The following is an 18,378-nucleotide window of genomic DNA, read 5'->3' as shown; positions in this document are numbered from 1 at the left end:
AAATAATATTGTACTGCCGATATTTATCTAATTTATATAGGCTTTATTAATAATTATAAAATACTATTTATCAGCTCAAATTCATTATTTTTAAATACAGTACTTTTAGAAATAATCGTCTTAATAGCTATTAGCTTTTTATCAGGGATAATATCGATGCTTACGTTTACCTTCAAGCAAAAACACCAAGTGAAGGTCAATATTTATAAGTTTATAGCCGCTGTAGATCGTAAAACGACGCTAGTGTTTATGACAGCCACTGGTGTGCATTTTAGAAAATACGTTAAGCTGTTTGAGAACTTAGTGGCTAAAGGCTATACCCTAATTGGCACTGATTACCCTTGCTGCGGCGAAAACACTCCTCATGTCGATCGTAGCGTTGATTATAAATATCAAGACCTTATTGATAATGTTATTCCGAAGCTAGTAGGATTTTCTGAGCACGATTCGACTTACCTTTTTGGCCATAGCTTAGGAAGTCAGCTGGCCACTATCTATAGTGCATTAACGGATATACCTATGATCGGCGTGGCTACTGACAATCTATACTTTAAAAAATGGTTTGGCTGGGAGCGCATAAAGATTTTACGGGTATTAGCGATATCCAAACCTTTAACAACAGCTTATGGTTACTTCCCTAGTTATAAAGTAGGCTTTGGCAATAAAGAGGCCAAAGGGCTTATGGAAGATGGATGCTATTTGCTAAAAACGGTACGCTTCGACTTTATAAAAGGCGATTTTGCAACTGGCAAGGGCCGTGTATTTTTTATTCATATTAAAGGAGATAGATACTCCCCTTATGCTTCTATAAAGCATCTTGCTAGGCTATATACTGAATCAAAGCTTATCTCAGTTGAGCTGCCCAAACACCTAAAGGCAATCTGCATGGAGTGTGGATAAAAGACCCTGAGTTCATTACAAAGTATACCAATGAACAAATAGCGAAATGTCATTAAAGTATTAACGTCAAAAGCTAATGAGGTAGTTGTAAAAAATGGTATTTTATTAAAAAAACTGCTTGTTATTTAAAAAGCGGCACATGATTAAAAAAGGTCGTACACTATTGAAATAGCAAAGCATTTGGCAGCGAATTATAAGATTAGGCCTTCAAAATAGTTGGGTCATTCAGTTACTACAAGGACGATAACGTTACTATGAATAATAAACGCAATACTAGGACTATTATCATTATTGCCTTGTTGGTACTGGCACTACTCGCAGCATTTATTTGGTGGCTAAAACCAAAATTAGTCACTACAGCGGTTGTCGATGATAATAACCTGTCTACTAGCATATCAATTTCTTCAACCGAGGGTAGCCTTGGCGCTGGCACTAATGCTCAAGCAATGAATAGCAATTAGTCAGCTGAATTCACTACTGAGCTTGAGTCTATGCCACGCTCTTTGCAAAGTACTGATATCGACGGTGAAATCATTATCGATGATAACAGTCAGCTAGTAGTTACGGAAGGTTTGCGGCGCTTATTTGACTACTTCCTCTCCGCTATGGGCGAAGAAAATGAAGCCACTATTATCGCTAGAGTAGAAGCTTATATCCTTCATCATACCCCTGAGCCGGCAGCCAGCTCAGCCATACAAATATTTTACCAATATATGACCTATCTAAAAGGCCTCGACAAGCTACAAGACAGCTATGGCAGTCTGCAACTACAGGCTACCCAAGCAGGTAAACTGGATTTAGATTTGATCGCTCAGCGTCGTCAAGATATCAATCGCTTGCGTCAGCAGCTATTCGATGCTGCAACTATTAAGGCATTCTTTAGTGGGGAAGATACTTATGAGAACTATAGCGTTGCTATGGTAGGTATCGAGCAAGACAATAGCTTAACTAGCGAACAGAAACAGGCCAGTCGCGAAGATTATATTAGCCGTCTACCAGAGGGAGAGATCAAGCAAAATTTCCAAAAACAAGCTGATTTTGGCGAACTTGCCCAGCGCACTACAGAAATGAAAGCTCAAGGCGCTAGTAAAGAGGAATTGTTCGCCATGCGTCGTGGCTTAGTGGTCGAAGCGGCCGCTTCTCGTTTAGCTGGATTAGATGTAGAGGAAGCTAATTTCGACGCTAGATTTAACCAGTATCAAGCTCAACGACAACTACTGATCAAAAATTCTGGTAGTGCAGGCAAGGCCCAAGCACAGATAGATGAGCTTGAACGTAATCAATTCAATGATACTGAGCGCAAGAGGCTAACTGGCTACGCTGAAATAAAACGAATGGCCCAAAATGACGCTAACTGAAGCAGACAATGACTTAAGCTTAGTCTTCAATAATAGCTTTTGCTTACTAGCCCTGACTATAGAACCTAACCTAATTTTTAAACTTTACCTAATCAATGCTCAGCAAGGCGAATTACAGCCTAAACACTAATTATTGCCTTTTATAACTTTTTATAAGCTGTTTTATCCTAAGTTACAATCCTTATGATCGATTCGTAACCTTATTGATTGGCTTTTTTTCGCAATTCATGTCGTAGGATTTTACCTACTGTAGACTTAGGCAATTCATCTATAAACTCGATATAACTAGGCCGCTTATAACCCGTTAAGTCTTCCTTACAATAGTCCTTAATATCTTGTTCAGTAAGGCTTTGATCAGATTTGACTACATAAGCTTTAACCGATTGGCCTTGTAGCTCATCATCCACTCCCACTACTGAACATTCAGCAACTTTTGCATGGCTCTCGATAACGTTTTCAACCTCATTCGGAAAGACGTTAAAGCCACTGACAATCAGCATGTCCTTTTTGCGATCATATATTTGGATATAACCCTGCTCGTTCATCGAAGCCACATCGCCAGTTTTTAAATAACCATCTTCGGTAAAAAATTCACTGTTATCTATTTTGTGATAACTAGTGACGATATTGTCTCCTTTTATGCACATCTCACCTACTTCACCAATGCCAACGACCTTGCCATCATCATCACGAATAATGATATCGATGCCTGGAAGTGGCAAACCAATATTGCCATTATATTCAGTATTGATAAGCGGGTTGGCAGTCCCTACTCCCAAGCCCTCTGACATACCCCACCCTTCGATGATAGGTAAACCAGTAGTATCATACCAGTTTTTGGCGGTAGCGGGCGTTGCTGCCATACCTCCTGCTAGCGACAACTGTAGTTGTGAGAAATCGAGATTTTTGAACTCAGGGTTAGCAAGTAATGCTTGATACAAAGTATTGACGGCAGGGAAAATATGAAACGGTCGCTCGCCTAATATCTTTACAAAGCCATCAATATCACGTGGGTTAGTCACTAAGGTCAGATGTTGACCGACACGTATACCAAGCAGCATAAGAATAAAAGCATAGATATGATATAACGGTAGCGCAATGATAGTATTGGTTTGCCCATCATGAGTGATTTTTTTATAAATCGGCTTAAACCATTCTTCAAATTGTGCAGTAGCAACTACTACATTGTAGTGAGTCACCAGAATACCTTTGGCCATTCCAGTAGTACCACCAGTATATTGCAGAATAGCTAGATCATCAGGCTTGATCACTGGGCGCGAATAAGGCAAAGGCTGGCCAAGTTTTACTACCGTCTTAAAATCGGTTACTTGGTAGTTAGCATTAGAAACAAGATTATGAGTAGGTACCGCCTTTTTTATATGTTTAGCAGCTAGATTAACCACCATACCCTTTAGCGTACCTAACAAGTCACCAATGCTACTAATCACTACCGTCTTGACATCAGTATCATCGATAATCTTTTCTAAAGTTTGACAAAACGGCTCTAAGATAAAAATTGCCTGCGCATCTGAATTATTAAGCTGATGCTTGAGCTCTCGTCCGGTATATAAAGGGTTAATAGTAGTAAGGACCATGCCAGCACGAATAATACCGACTATTATAGGATAGTACTGATTAACATTAGGCATCATAATGGCAACTGTAGATCCTTTGGCTATCCCTAAGCTTTGGAGCCAAGCAGCAATATTCTGTGATATATGATCAATTTGCTCATAAGTATAAGTGACACCCATATTGGTACTAAGTTCATCTTTAGCATATTTAGCAAAAGTATAATCAAAGAAATTTAGTAATGTTTTATGCTCACAAGCTACATCGGATCGAACACCTTCAGGGTAACTTTTGGTCCAAAATTTATCCAAAATCATTTCTCCTCAATCAATCATCATTCTAAATAGCTAGGGTTACCCTAAACGGCATCCGGGGTCTTTTTGCGTAGTTCATTACGTAGAATTTTACCCACTGAAGACTTAGGTAGCTCTGCACAGAATTCAATATGACGGGGACGCTTATACCCAGTTAGGTTCTCTTGACAATGCTGTATTAGGTCTTGCTCAGTTAAATTGGCGTCAGACTTTACCACGAATACCTTGATAGTCTGACCACGCTTAGGGCAATCGATACCGACTACCCCACACTCAGAGACTTTAGGATGCATGCCAACCACCGCTTCTACTTCGTTAGGGAAAACGTTGAAGCCACTGACAATGAGCATGTCTTTTTTGCGATCATATAAGGTGACGTAACCATCTTCACCAATCGCCCCAATGTCACCCGTCTTAAGATAGCCGTCATGAGTGAAGTAAGAGGAACTGTCCATGTTGTTATAGCCTTGGGTGACGTTGTCCCCTTTTAGACATATCTCGCCGATTTCACCAATTGGCAGTTCATTTTCGTCATCATCACGAATAGTCATATCAACGCCAGGGAGCGGCATACCAATCTTGCCCGTGAAGTCCGCTTTGGCGACGATTGGATTTAGGGTGCCAACAGCAACTGTTTCGGTCATGCCCCAGCCTTGTACTAAGGCAGTACCAGTCATATCAATCCATTTCTGTGAAGTGGCCGGAGTAGCTGCCATACCACCTGATAAGGAGATTAACAAGTGCGAAAAGTCCAAGGTTTCGATATCAGGATGCTCAATCAGGGCTTGGAACAAAGTATTAACGGCAGGCAAGATATGGAAGGGTCTAGAGGCCAAGGTTTTGATAAAACCATCTATATCCCGAGGGTTAGTAATTAAAGTAAAGTGATGGCCAGCACGAACGCCTATCATTACTACCATAAAGGCAAAGAAATGATAGAGAGGTAAGGCAATTATAGAATTGACTACGGTACCTCTTGCTATTGTTTTATAAGTCGGTGATAGCCAAGCATCGAATTGCATAGTACCCGAGGCGACGTTACGGTGAGTTAATAGCACCCCCTTAGCGACCCCTGTAGTACCACCAGTATATTGAATAAACGCTATGTCATCGATATGCTGAATAGGCTTTGAGTACGGTAGAGACTTACCAGCGGACATTACTGACTTAAAATCAGTCACTTTGTAGTTATTATTAGACTTGAGGTTATGAGCTGGTATGGCTTTTTTGACATGCTTAGCCATTAAGTTCACTAAGGTGCCTTTAGCTGAGCCTAGCATATCGCCGATCTTACTAACTACAACGGTTTTTAGATGGCTATCATCGACAATCTTTTCTAAAACACTACAAAAAGGTTCCAAGATAAATAAGATAGACGCTTCGGTATCCTCAAGCTGATGCTTGAGCTCACGAGCGCTATACATAGGATTAATCGAAGAGACAACATAACCGGCACGCAAAATAGCGATTGCAATCGGTATATATTGATTGACGTTAGGCATCATTATTGCCACTTTATCGTCTTTTTTTAGACCTTGGCTTTGTAACCAAGCACTGATGTTACGAGCGATAGAGTCAATCTGTGCGTAACTATAAGTTACCCCCATATTGGTACTGAACTCTTGGTCTGCATAAAGGGCAAACATATCATCGAACAAATGGGTTAAGGAAGAATACTGGTTGCTATCGACATCCTTTAATACTCCTTCTGGATATTTGTCAGTCCAAAACTTTTCCATTGCAATCTATCCTTAGCGTTGCCATTAATTTAGGTGTTCTTCTTTAGAAGGCTAGCTGTATTATTCAATCCGTTGAAATGTATACTGCTTTAAAACTTTAAAACTATAAAACCTTAAACCTTAAACTTAAAACTGAAACTGCTTATAAATTGTGCTTAGTAAGCCTAATGCTTACTAAGCCAATGAGCCAGAAGCCATTGAATAGCTAACTGCTTTCTATTGCTGATCAATCCGTTATCAGTCAAGCCATTTTTAACCAATCACCTGCCAACCCGAAGTTGCTTGGTGATGATCCTGATGGGCAAATAAGGGATGCGTTTTAGCTTCTTGTAAGCTCAGCACTGGAGTCACACAAACATCCGCTGACTCAAAAGCTTGCTGCCAATGACTAAGGGGCTGGCTAGCGAAAGTCGCAGCGACTGTTTTTGCCGCCTCTTTACTATCGGGCATATTAGGCATAACGCCTAGCTGCCAATGCTTAGCTTTTAGCTCAGGCAGATGTAATACCTCACACAAGCCTTGCCAAAACTTTAGCTCTAATGAGCCTACAGCCATGTAGCGGTCATCAGCGGTTTTATACAGCCGATAGCAAGGTAACAGTCCACCCAAAAAGTCATACTGTGGCGGTGGGTTTTGCCCTGAGAAGCTCTTCACTAGTGCCCCTGTAGCCTTTGGCATGATCATATGGTTGTACAAGCTATGAGTCATACTCACTGCCACATGTCGACCTTGGCCGGTACGCTGGGCACTAAATACCGCAGCTAGTAAAGCAATCACTGCGGTATCGCTTCCACCAGCCAAATCAGCAAACTGCACATTAGGCATAGCCTGCTCGCCTTTGGCGGTTCTTAACTGATCGAGCACCCCACTCATCGCCATAAAGTTGATATCGTGGCCGGCTTTATCAGCCCACTGATGACTAATTTGCTGTTCAGCATCCTTACCAGCACCTAAACCATAACCTGTGATTGAGACCATGACTAGCTTAGGATTTATGGCATGCAAGGCCTTAGCATCTAAACCCATCCCGGTTAACACCCCAGGACGAAAGCTATCAAGCATTACATCAGCATCTTTGATATGAGCTATAATTGCCTCGATACCTTTAGGATCACGGAAGTCGTACTTCTCGATAGTCTTGCCATGATTTAAAGCTTCGAACAAGCCTCCTAATGCACGCGCAGGGTCGCCACTCTCTGGCTCAATCTTGATAACCTCAGCGCCTAAGTCAGCTAGCAGACGAGTGGCAAAAGGTCCAGGCAAGTTACGAGTCAAATCAATGACTCGTAACCCTTGTAGACAATCCGCCATTTGGCTAATAGCTGATGGCGTAGTAGATAAATCTGTACTAGGCATCTACAAACTCCTCACCTTTTGCAGCCATCTCTACCAAAATATTAGCTGGCTCGAAACGATCACCATATTGCTTAGCAAGCTCACGACTACGGGCTACAAACTTCTCTGCGCCCATAGCATTGACAAACTGCAAGGTGCCACCATGTTGCGGTGCAAAGCCCCAGCCAAAGATAGAGCCGACATTAGTGTCTGCAACAGAGCGCACTACGTTTTCTTCATAGCACTTAGCTGACTCATTGACTTGAATAAACATCAAGCGATCGACTAGGTCTTGTTGAGAAGGCTGTTCTGCGGTGGTTGGGAATAAGTTAGTTAACTCAGGCCACAAATGCTTTTCGCCATTTTCTGGGTACTCATAAAAACCTTTGCCGAAGCGTCTACCTTCGCGATCATGCTCTTCTCCGACAATTTTTATAACTTTATAAGAAGGATGAATGACCACTGGCTTACCTTCTGCTTCCATATCACGATTATTTTGCTCAGTAATATGACGCACTAGACTCAATGTCACTTCATCTTGTAGCGCTAGAGGCGGCATTGGCATACCCGATTTCATTCCAGCCACTTCGATGCTACGTGGATGGATACCTTCGCCTAGCATGGCGATGCCTTCTGATACATAAGTGGCGAATACACGTGAAGTGTAGAAACCGCGGCTGTCATTGACAACGATGGGCGTCTTGCCTATTTGCAACACATAATCAAAGGCTTTAGCTAAGGTTTCATCGTCAGTTTTTTCACCCATAATAATTTCGACTAGTGGCATCTTGTCAACTGGTGAGAAGAAATGCAGACCGATGAACTGGTTTGGACGTTCAGAAACTTCTGCTAGACCAGTAATAGGTAGCGTTGAAGTGTTAGAGGCATAGACTGCGCTGCTAGGAATGACTGCTTCACTTTGACGCGTACAATCAGCTTTGATATCTCGATCTTCGAATACTGCTTCGATAACTAGATCACAGCCTTCAAGGTCATCATAAGAGGTAGTAGTATGAATCTTATCCAATAACACTTGTTTTTTCTCTGGCGTAGAGCGGCCACGGCTAATAGCTTTATCAAGGATCTTGGTAGAGTATTGTTTACCTTTATCCGCTGACTCAAGGTCTCTATCTAATAGCACTACTTCAATGCCTACTTTGGCTGATACATAAGCAATACCGGCACCCATCATGCCAGCGCCAAGCACAGCAACCTTGCTGACTTTAGTTCTCTCAAAGCCATCGGGACGCGATTGACCTTTTTTGATGCTATTAAGCTGTGTCCAAAGCGTATTGATCATATTGTTAGCTTCAGGAGACAGTACACAAGCGGCGAAATAACGAGATTCTATTTCTAGACCAGTATCGATATCGACCATACAGCCTTCATACACACACGACATAATGTGTTTGATGGCCGGATAATTACCATGCGACTTCTGATTGGCCATCGCTGGTGCGATAGAGAATACTTGTACGACTTTAGGATTTTTGCTATCGCCACCAGGGATTTTAAAACCTTTTACATCCCAAGGTTGCTGAGCTTTAGGATTGGCTGTGACCCACTCCTTAGCTTGCTGTAACATGTCAGCTTGATCACTGGCTGTAGCATCGATAAGACCGATATCTTTTGCTGCATTAGGGCGCAGCTCTGAACCTTGAGTCATTAGCTCAAGCGCTTTTTGAATACCGACCAATCTTGGTAGGCGTTGCGTACCACCGCCACCTGGCAGTAAGCCTAGTTTTACTTCTGGCAGACCGAGCTTAGTTTTAGGCGAGTCAATAGCGATACGATAATGACAAGCTAGTGCAATCTCAAGACCACCTCCTAAGGCAGTCCCTGTCATCGCAGCGACTACTGGCTTACCGGACAGCTCAAGTTTACGTAGGCTACCTTTGAGGTCTTCAACCAACGCAAATGCTTGCTCAGCAGTTTTAATATCACCTAAAGAATCAATATCAGCACCGACAATAAAAGTGTCTTTAGCCGAGGTCAGAATTAGCCCTTTGGCAGATTCATCACTGACGAAACTGTCGGCCAAACTAGCAAAAGATTCAGTGAACCCATCACCAATTACGTTCATTTTGCGCTCGCTTTGATCTACCATTACCGTAACGATTCCGTCATCATCACGCGTAGCGGTAAAATTTACCAAGGCATTAATATCGTTTACGCTATCTGTAGTCATTCTATGTCCCTTTTTATAATTCTTGCTGTATTCAATTAATTAGTATGTTCAATTAAATAGTCATCAGGCCTAAATCAACTGCGGCTGACTAATTAGTCGCTATATTGCCCATTAAATAAACACTTACAGAGCCATTAAACTCGTTCGATGATAGTGGCGATACCCATCCCAGCACCGACACACAACGTCACCATGGCGGTTTTAAGGTCACGACGTTCCAGCTCATCAAGTACAGTAGTCATCAACATTGCACCCGTTGCCCCAAGTGGATGTCCCATAGCGATAGCGCCACCGTTAACGTTGACGATATCTAGCGATACTCCGAAGTCTCTGGCGGTTTTCATCGGTACAGCAGCAAAGGCTTCGTTGATTTCCCATAAGTCGATATCCGAGGCTTTCATACCTGCTTTATCTAAGGCTTTTTGACAGGCAGGAGTTGGGCCAGTCAACATAATCATCGGCTCAGAGCCTATCACCGCAGCCATAGTAATTTTCGCTCGTGGTTTTAGACCTGCTTTTTCACCAGCAGCGGCATTACCAATCAAGCAAAGCGAAGCGCCATCGACGATACCTGAAGAGTTACCGGCATGATGCACATGATTGACTTTTTCGATGGTGGTATATTTACTCAATATCGTACTATCAAAGCCCATTTTTCCAGGCATAACAAATGAGGGATTCAGTCCAGCTAGAGTTTCAACATTGGTATTAGGACGGATAGTCTCGTCTTTGTCTAATAGCAACATGCCGTTGAGATCCTTAACAGCAACTACCGATTTGTCATAGTAGCCCTGCTCCCAAGCATTAGCAGCACGACGGTGTGATTCAGCGGCAAACTCATCGACGTCGGTACGGCTAAAACCTTCTAGCGTCGCTGAAGTGTCAGCGCCAACACCTTGAGGGACAAAACCTGTGGCGTCATTAACGCGAGGATCCATATACCAAGCACCACCATCAGAGCCCATAGGGATGCGGCTCATAGATTCAACACCGCCTGCGACTATCATATCTTCCATACCAGACATAACTTTAGCGGCTGCTAGGTTGATGGATTCTAGGCCTGAAGCACAGTAACGTGATAAGGTCACTCCTGCTACCGTTTGAGCCCAGCCCGCATCAAGGACTGCTACTCGGGCGATATCTGAACCTTGCTCGCCGACAGGGGTTACACAACCTAGTACCACGTCATCGACTAAGCTAGTATCAAGGTTATGACGTTGTTGCATTTCTTTTAATAGCGTGCGAACTAGCCAAATAGGAGTTGCTTGATAAAGGGAGCCATCTTTCTTCCCTTTACCACGTGGGGTACGGATGGAGTCATAGATATAAGCTGTCTCAGTCATAAAAATCCCTTTTTGTATTTATTTAATGATGAAATGATCAGTAGTAAAGTGCTTAGTAGCCAAATCATTATTAGTTAAGTCGTTAAAAATTATTTGAAATCATTAGAGATTATTAAAAATTGTTAAAAGTCATTAGGCGATAAATCATTGAAGAAAAACCATTTCCTCCAACAATCAATTAATGTTGGTAGCAATCTCGCTATACAATAGTCTCGCTAGTATTAACACGCTCGAATGAGCGAAAGCTTGCTTACATAAAGCGCGATGCAAGCTCTTTCATAATCTCGTTAGTACCACCATAGACTTTTTGCACTCGAGCATCGGCGTGTAGACGAGCAATCGGATATTCAGTCATATAGCCGTAACCACCGAACAACTGCACGCACTCATCTAACACTTCACACTGCTTTTCTGTGACCCAATATTTAATCAATGAAGCATGCGGTACCGATAGCTTGTTTTCTAACAACGCATCAATTGCGGCATCACACATACTGCGCGAAGCTAAGTAATGGGCATAACACTCAGCCATCTTAAAGCGCGTATTTTGGAATTTCCAAATCGGCTTGCCAAAAGCTTCACGTTCTTTGACGTAATCTAAGGTCAAGTTGATACCCAATTTCATAGCGCCGACCCCAGTCAAGGCAATGATTAAACGTTCACGTGGTAACTCCTGCATCAGCTGGATAAAGCCCATACCTTCTACGCCGCCCAAAACGTTCTTTTGCGGCACGCGCATGTCATTGAAGAACAGCTCAGAAGTATCTTGCGACGATAGACCACTCTTTTTAAGCTTTTGACCGCGCTCAAAACCAGGATTGCCATCCGTTTCTACTACGATTAGCGATACCCCTTGAGCACCTTTTTCACGATCGGTCTTACAAGCGATAATCACTAAGTTGCCATGCTGTCCATTAGTGATGAATATTTTTGAACCATTAATGATGTAATCGTCACCATCTTTTACTGCATAAGTCTTAATACTCTGTAGATCCGACCCTGTACCAGGCTCAGTCATGGCAATAGCACCAATATATTCACCAGAAGCCATTTTAGGTAACCAAGCTTTTCTCTGCTCTTCAGTACCATGGTTTAAAATATAAGGGGCAATGATTCCCGAGTGCACTAAACCACCGAAACCTGCTTGATTGGCCTCAGCTTGTGCATAGATAAGTACCGCTTCGTGACCGAAATCGCCACCACCACCACCGTATTCTTCTGGCATAGAAGCACATAAGAAACCATTCTCACCAGCCTCTTCCCATGCTGCACGATCTATCATACCGTTAGCACGCCACTCTTCATCTTTATGATCCCACGACTTAAACATCTTAAGGGCGCTATCATGGACCATTTGATGCTCTTCGGTCATCCAGTTTGGGGCGAAGTGTTCAATACTCATATCATCTATCCTTGATCGGGTTGAATTAGTTAGGCTGAATTAACTGGGTTAAATCGACAATACTTGCTTTAGAGGCTTCTGCCTATGCTTAAAAACAGTCATGTTAATATCAATATTTTTCCAACAGTAATCTTAATTACTGTTTACCTCTCCAGCTATAAACTATGAAATTGCTCGTTTTATAAATCATATATTAGGAAAATAAAAGTATTAACGCAATCATTTAGTTTATAATAGTAATGTACATTACCTTAACTAATTATTATCATACCTGTTTAGAATCTAGCTTATTAAAAAACTAATGTTCAATATTTAATTCGTTAATATTATTGTTAATCACATCATTGATAATAAAGTGGCTGTTTATAATGACTATCGATTAGCCTGTCGATACTAAAATAAACCCCGAATCTGATCCTCTTAATCATTTAAACAATGATGCCATAAGCACCAATATGACTAGCAAAGTGAGTACCTTAATGGGCAAACCAACCAAGAGCCAAATCGATAACACAGCGAATCTTGCTGCTAATGACAGTAACCAAGGTAGCGAACCGCTCGCTCCTCTATCTTCAATGCGACCGGCAACTTTAGACAAGATCGAAAAAGCCGTTAGACATCTGTTCGCAGGCTACGATGTCCAAGATGTCACTATGATTCAGATCGCTAATACCGCCAACGTGTCGCTGCAAACCTTGTACAAGTATTTCGGTGACAAGCAAACCGTCCTCTACACCATAATGGATAGAGTATTGGCGCGGCTAGCTGTAAGGATGATGGATCATCTACAAGGAATTGATAGTGTAAAAGAGCGCTTGCGAAAAACGCTTTGGGTGTGTTTAGACTTTGTCGACAGTCATCCTGATGCAGTGATGGTGCTATCTGCAGTATCAGTATCGCGCTTTCGCAATATTGCTATTTACGAGAACAAGGAACTTATCGATGCTTTTTTGAGTGTTTTGACAGATGGGCAGCGACGCGGTGTACTCAATGACAAAGTCCCGTTGTACGTTCTGTTCGATGTATTTATGGGCTTTATCAGTCGTCTGGGACTTATGCATATTCTTCGTCAAACCAACAAGCCCATAAGTGATGATTTCGATGCTTTATTCGACATGCTCTGGCGCTCTATGTCTAAGCCTGAAGCCATTGAGGATTAATGTAGCAACTATAGTAGTCGCTAATCGTTATAACAGTGGCTCAAAGCTCAACAGTGCCTATGTTTATTTAAGCTTTAGTTATTTAGCCTGCTGTAGTTAAGCAGTATAAAAAATGCACTCAAAATTGATAAGCGTGCTGATGGCTATATTGCCTAAAAATCCACCTTACCCCGCAAGGCTTTAGTCCTACCGCGCTGAGTCTTGTTATCTACTCTTTTGCGCTTAGCATTCCTACTCGGCTTAGTCGCTCTGCGGGTTTTATTGACATGGGTGGCTTTTTTTATAAAGCTCTGTAAGCGCTCAAAAGCATCAGTCTTATTCTTCTCTTGCGTGCGAAACTGCTGCGCTTTGATGATTAGCACCCCGTCTTTGCTGATACGCCCATCCTTACTATCTAATAGGCGCTGCTTGTTGACCTCGCTAAGGCTTGAGGCTCTGATATCAAAACGTAGATGGATGGCAGAAGATACCTTATTAACGTTTTGTCCGCCTGCACCTTGCGAGCGTATGGCAGTGATCTCAACCTCATTATCATCAAGGCTAATGCTAGGGCTAATAAAAATCATGGCTCGCTTATAAAATAGTTAATAGTTAGTAGGAATAGTTAATTAGGGATAGACTGCAATCTAACAAGGCTAATCGGCGCTTGCCAGTAGCTGACGACAACGCTGCAGTACTGGTGCGTCTATCATATTACCGTCTAGCTCAAATACCGCTTGGCCACTACGCTCAAATTCAGCTACTACCCGCTGGGCAAAGCTCAATGCTTTAGGGCTTGGTTGCAAGGCTTTCTGCACAATCGCCACTTGCTTAGGATGGATACAGAGCATACCTGACATCCCCATCTGCGACCATAACGTCACTCTATCTTTTAGCCCTGCATCATCGTTAAAGTCTGTATAAATACTATCAATAGGAGCAGATAGCCGATTAGCTCTGGAGCTAACTAGTAGCTGATAGCGCAACTGATTGGCGACGAGATCGGCAGCTGCAGTACCCGCTTGTACTCGTAAGTCATTGCACAAGTCCAAAAACCCATAACTAAACGCTACTAACCCTGAGGCTTTGGCCATAGCTTCTAGCTGATACAAGCCGACAGCGGTCTCTATTAACGCCACAACCGCTAAGCCAGTCTGTTGATGTAGATGCTCAATATCAGCGGCTTGCTCAGCCTTAGCCAGTATTATTCCAGCGAGATTAGGGAGTCGCTGGCATAACGCTACGTCATTGGCAAACTCGCTACTAGTCGCTTGATTGATTCGCAGCCAAAGCGGTTGATAGGCAGGGCTGTTATAGTAGTCTTCTACTGCCAAGCGTGCTTGCGCCTTGTCCACTAGAGCTACGGCATCTTCTAAATCGATAATAACTGCATCGGCCTCACTAGCAAAGGCTTTTGCTACTCGATCTATCCTAGTAGCTGGGACAAATAACCAGCTGTTGGTATTATTAACCTCAATGATAGTAGTGCTTACTTTAGCGTTGATAGCTGACTGCATAGTTAAAGTCCTTAGGTAATCACCAGAGTCTAGTGATAAATATTCAAAACGTCCTACATTATAGGATAGATTTTGTATTGAGATAATAATCAATCTGGCTTATGCTTTTAACTAACTTAAGCAGCTTAACTCCATGCATAGATTTTATTAATAACACTAGGAATAGAAATAACATGTTTGCAAATATCGATTACTATGCTGGCGACCCTATCTTAGGTCTTATGGATAAATTCGTAGCTGACCCTAATGCAAATAAAGTGAATTTAGGTATCGGCATCTACTATGATGAAAACGGTCAACTACCGGTACTTGATTGTGTAAAAACTGCTGAACAGCGCATTGCCAACCCAATTGCTCCTAGACCTTATTTACCTATGGCCGACCTACCTGGTCATCGTCAAGCTTGTCAGGATTTACTTTTTGGCAAAGACGCTCAAATATTACAATAAGGCCGTGTAGCCACTATCCCCACCCTTGGCAGCTCTGGTGCTTTAAAGGTAGGCGCCGAGTTCCTCGATGAGTGGTTACCACAGTCTAAGTGTTATGTCAGCGATCCGACGTGGAGCAACCATATTGCTATCTTTGAAGGCTGTGACATCGAAGTAGGTAGTTACCCTTATTATGACAAAGCCAGCAGCAGTATCAAATTCGATGAGATGATCGACTTTATGAAAGGGCTTAATAAGCAAGATATGCTATTACTACACCCTTGCTGCCATAACCCTACTGGCGTGGACTTGACCCAACAGCAATGGGACACGCTGCTAAAAGTCATTAAGCAACCTGAGCTTATTCCCTTCATGGATATTGCTTATCAAGGCTTTGGCGAGGATATGGAAAGCGATGCTTATGCCATTTGTAAAGCAGTCGATATGGGCTTGCCAGTATTCGTCAGTAATTCGTTCTCTAAAAACTTATCGCTATATGGTGAGCGAGTCGGTGGTTTATCAGTCGTTTGTCCTACTGCCGATGAAGCTGAGCGGGTATTTGGCCAGCTGAACTTTGTGGTACGCCGCATCTACACTAGCCCGCCAGCACAGGGTGGTCATGTCGTCGATATCGTTACGAATGATGATAATTTATATCAGCAATGGGTCAGCGAAGTCTATAGCATGCGTGACCGTATCAAGGCTATGCGCCTCAAGCTCAAGTCGATATTAGAAGCCGAGCTTGCTGACCTTGATTATGATTTTGACTATATTACTCGGCAGAATGGAATGTTCAGCTTTACTGGCTTAACTACCGAGCAAGTCGAGCGCCTACAGAGCGAGTTTGGGGTTTATTTAGTTTCTGACTCACGTATGTGTATGGCCAGCCTCAATGTTAAAAATGTCGATTATGTTGCTCAAGCGATGGCGGCAGTGTTGAAAGGGTGATGATCTGCATAGAGTGTTAGCACTTTTCATGACTTAAGTTGGTTATCAAATCGCCGAATGCTACTGATAAAAATGACTCAGTTTATATTATTTTTATCAGTCACACCCATTGCTAGCTTTTGAAAAAAAAACTGGTTACACTCAAATAATAAACCTGCCACACTCACGACAAGGAAGTCGCTATGAACCTCAATACTGCTCGCCCTCTCATTAGTCACGCCAACCTTAAAGCCCTTACTAAGAGCATGCTTGCCATCAGTTTATCTGTCGCTAGTATTGCTCATGCTAGCGAGTACAGCAGTATTACATTCTTTGGTGATAGCCTGACAGACGGCGGTTATTTTAGCCCAATTATTCCCGGTGGTGCTCAATTCACTACTAACCCTGATAATACTTGGGCGACCTCTTTTGCTGAGCAGCTCGGGACAACCTCGGTAGCTAATAAATTCGGTAAACCTCAAACTGGTAATAACTATGCTATCGGTGGTGCAAGAGCCGGTACAGAAGTTACTAATGATGCTTTTGGATTTGATATTCCCGTGGCTTCGGCTAGTACTCAAGTTAGGAATTATCTCACTAATAATAAGGTCGATCCTAACGGACTCTATGTCGTCTGGGCTGGAGCGAATGACTTACTGGCAGCTTCTAAAGATCCGGCTAATGCTCAAACTATCGTTGGTACAGCCGTAGTCAGTCAGATTGCAACGGTTAAAGCACTAAAAGATAAGGGCGCAAACTATATCTTAGTCCCTAACATTCCGGATATAGGCCTCACCCCTGATGCCATTAAGGGCGGAGCTGTGGTACAAGGCCAAAGCACTTTTATCAGCAATCAGTATAACCAAGCCATGCTCAATGGCGTAGCATCTACGGGCGCTAACATCATACCGCTAGATATGTTTAGTCTACTGCAACAAGTTGCTGCTAAACCTTCAGCTTATGGCTTTACCAATATGACTGAAAAAGCTTGTAGCAAGAATGTAGTTATAGATAGCTCATTATTCTGTGGTCCTAATAATTTAGTGACACCAGATGCTAATGAAACTTACTTTTTTGCCGATGGTATCCACCCTACTGGCCGTGCCCATCAACTGGTGGCTGACTATGCCAATGCCGTAGTAACCGCACCAAGTCAAATTGGCGTGCTGCCCCATATTGCGACCAAAGTAGGCCTTGCGACCAGTGAGCGCTTGCAGTCTCACGTTAATCAAATTCAAAACAGTGAGCAAAGAGTAGCGCGCAGCATATGGGCCACAGGCGAAATTGAAAAGCAGGATATTGCTGGGTTTGAGAGTGATGGTAATGGGCAATTATTAGTAGGGGTAGACTTTGCCCATGCTAACTTATCAAATGCGGTAACTGGTCTCTACGGCAATATCACTCGCAAGGACTTTGATAACTCAAATGTCTCTTCAGGTCTTAGCGATATTGGCATTGATGAGCTTGGTTTTGGCATTTATCATACTAATACTCTCGAGCAATTGGGTGGTATACAGCTCAATGGTGTTATCGGCTTTGGCTCTATGGACATTGATGTCACACGCACGGTCAATCTTGGTGGTAATAAACAAAACTTTAACTCAGATGCTGACGGCAAGCGCTATTACGCTAGCTTGCAAGCGGGCTATCCGATGCAAGTAAACAATACTAGCTTCACACCCTATCTTGGTGCTACGGTAAATCGGGTTAAAATAGATGCCTTAGAAGAGCAAGAGATGTCCGGTATCGCCATGCAGTTCGATGAGCAAAAATACAACACTACTTATGGTAAACTTGGGGTAAAAGCACAGCACAGCTTAGCTGAAAACCTTAATGTCTTCGGTGATTTACATTACCAAAAGCGTCTAAGTGATGATCGTGACGACGTTTCAGCACGCTTAAATACTATACAAAGCATTAGCTTTAATACTCCTACTATCGACACTGACGATGACAACTTTGGCATGACCTTAGGCTTATCTCGTAACTTTGGTATGCTTAATGCCAATGCTGGTATCACTCATTTAAAAGGTGATAATGACGATTCAACTAGTGTGTTTGTCGGGCTTAGCGGCGCATTTTAATTGACAAACTCAACAGATACTAACTAATGAAATCTGCCTCTATAAATAGCAACACCCGCTAAACCTTTTAATGGTCTAGCGGGTGTTCTTAATACGGCATAGCTTAAAAAAATATCAATTAAGTAATCAAGC

12 protein-coding genes and 2 pseudogenes are annotated in these 18,378 nt (G+C 42.5%); 6 read left to right on the top strand and 8 right to left on the bottom strand.

Annotation, left to right across the window (positions count from 1 at the left end):
• Nucleotides 1-156 precede the first annotated feature (156 nt).
• From KPY62_RS00155 to KPY62_RS00150, 3 genes and pseudogenes are all read left to right on the top strand, one after another.
• Nucleotides 157-900: an alpha/beta fold hydrolase gene (locus KPY62_RS00155; RefSeq protein WP_216580283.1), complete on the top strand. Its 744-nt coding sequence runs from the start codon at nt 157-159 to the stop codon at nt 898-900.
• A gap of 254 nt (nt 901-1,154) precedes the next feature.
• The gene (locus tag KPY62_RS13625; protein WP_228730502.1) at nt 1,155-1,361 is read left to right on the top strand and encodes a hypothetical protein; all 207 of its coding nucleotides are present in this window, start codon (nt 1,155-1,157) and stop codon (nt 1,359-1,361) included.
• Between the two features lie 27 nt (nt 1,362-1,388).
• A pseudogene (locus tag KPY62_RS00150) lies at nt 1,389-2,258 on the top strand (lipase secretion chaperone); the annotation flags it as partial.
• Between the two features lie 200 nt (nt 2,259-2,458).
• Here the strand turns inward: KPY62_RS00150 and KPY62_RS00145 are convergent.
• From KPY62_RS00145 to KPY62_RS00120, 6 genes are all read right to left on the bottom strand, one after another.
• Complete coding sequence (locus tag KPY62_RS00145; RefSeq protein ID WP_228730500.1) at nt 2,459-4,147, bottom strand: AMP-binding protein; 1,689 nt, start codon at nt 4,145-4,147, stop codon at nt 2,459-2,461.
• Between the two features lie 41 nt (nt 4,148-4,188).
• The gene (locus tag KPY62_RS00140) at nt 4,189-5,883 is read right to left on the bottom strand and encodes an AMP-binding protein (protein ID WP_216580281.1); all 1,695 of its coding nucleotides are present in this window, start codon (nt 5,881-5,883) and stop codon (nt 4,189-4,191) included.
• Nucleotides 5,884-6,135: 252 nt separating this feature from the next.
• Nucleotides 6,136-7,239, bottom strand: a complete 1,104-nt coding sequence (locus tag KPY62_RS00135; protein WP_216580280.1) for a CaiB/BaiF CoA transferase family protein — start codon at nt 7,237-7,239, stop codon at nt 6,136-6,138.
• Nucleotides 7,232-9,406, bottom strand: a complete 2,175-nt coding sequence (locus KPY62_RS00130) for a 3-hydroxyacyl-CoA dehydrogenase NAD-binding domain-containing protein (RefSeq protein ID WP_216580279.1) — start codon at nt 9,404-9,406, stop codon at nt 7,232-7,234. Before KPY62_RS00130 ends, KPY62_RS00135 begins: the two co-directional genes overlap by 8 nt.
• Before the next feature lie 134 nt (nt 9,407-9,540).
• Nucleotides 9,541-10,749 (bottom strand): acetyl-CoA C-acetyltransferase, encoded by a 1,209-nt coding sequence (locus KPY62_RS00125; RefSeq protein ID WP_216580278.1) that lies wholly within the window; start codon nt 10,747-10,749, stop codon nt 9,541-9,543.
• A gap of 250 nt (nt 10,750-10,999) precedes the next feature.
• Nucleotides 11,000-12,151, bottom strand: coding sequence for an acyl-CoA dehydrogenase family protein (locus KPY62_RS00120; protein ID WP_216580277.1), 1,152 nt, complete (start codon nt 12,149-12,151; stop codon nt 11,000-11,002).
• Between the two features lie 455 nt (nt 12,152-12,606).
• Between KPY62_RS00120 and KPY62_RS00115 the strand changes: the two genes are divergently transcribed.
• Nucleotides 12,607-13,311 (top strand): TetR/AcrR family transcriptional regulator, encoded by a 705-nt coding sequence (locus KPY62_RS00115; RefSeq protein ID WP_228730499.1) that lies wholly within the window; start codon nt 12,607-12,609, stop codon nt 13,309-13,311.
• A 152-nt stretch (nt 13,312-13,463) separates the two neighbouring features.
• Here the strand turns inward: KPY62_RS00115 and arfB are convergent, their stop codons facing one another.
• Both arfB and KPY62_RS00105 read right to left on the bottom strand, forming a co-directional pair.
• The gene (gene arfB, locus KPY62_RS00110) at nt 13,464-13,877 is read right to left on the bottom strand and encodes an alternative ribosome rescue aminoacyl-tRNA hydrolase ArfB (protein WP_216580276.1); all 414 of its coding nucleotides are present in this window, start codon (nt 13,875-13,877) and stop codon (nt 13,464-13,466) included.
• Nucleotides 13,878-13,946: 69 nt separating this feature from the next.
• Nucleotides 13,947-14,807 (bottom strand): HpcH/HpaI aldolase/citrate lyase family protein, encoded by an 861-nt coding sequence (locus tag KPY62_RS00105; protein WP_216580275.1) that lies wholly within the window; start codon nt 14,805-14,807, stop codon nt 13,947-13,949.
• A 173-nt stretch (nt 14,808-14,980) separates the two neighbouring features.
• On the opposite strand from KPY62_RS00105, the pseudogene KPY62_RS00100 reads away from it, so the two are divergent.
• Nucleotides 14,981-16,183, top strand: a pseudogene (locus KPY62_RS00100) (aromatic amino acid transaminase).
• Between the two features lie 182 nt (nt 16,184-16,365).
• Nucleotides 16,366-18,246, top strand: a complete 1,881-nt coding sequence (locus tag KPY62_RS00095; protein WP_216580274.1) for an autotransporter domain-containing protein — start codon at nt 16,366-16,368, stop codon at nt 18,244-18,246.
• Nucleotides 18,247-18,378 lie beyond the last annotated feature (132 nt).

The sequence above is a fragment of the Psychrobacter sp. TAE2020 genome, from assembly GCF_018919485.1.
Classification (GTDB): Bacteria; Pseudomonadota; Gammaproteobacteria; order Pseudomonadales; family Moraxellaceae; genus Psychrobacter.
The sequence above is the reverse complement of the archived record's forward strand: the minus strand, read 5'-3'. Positions and strand labels throughout refer to the sequence as shown.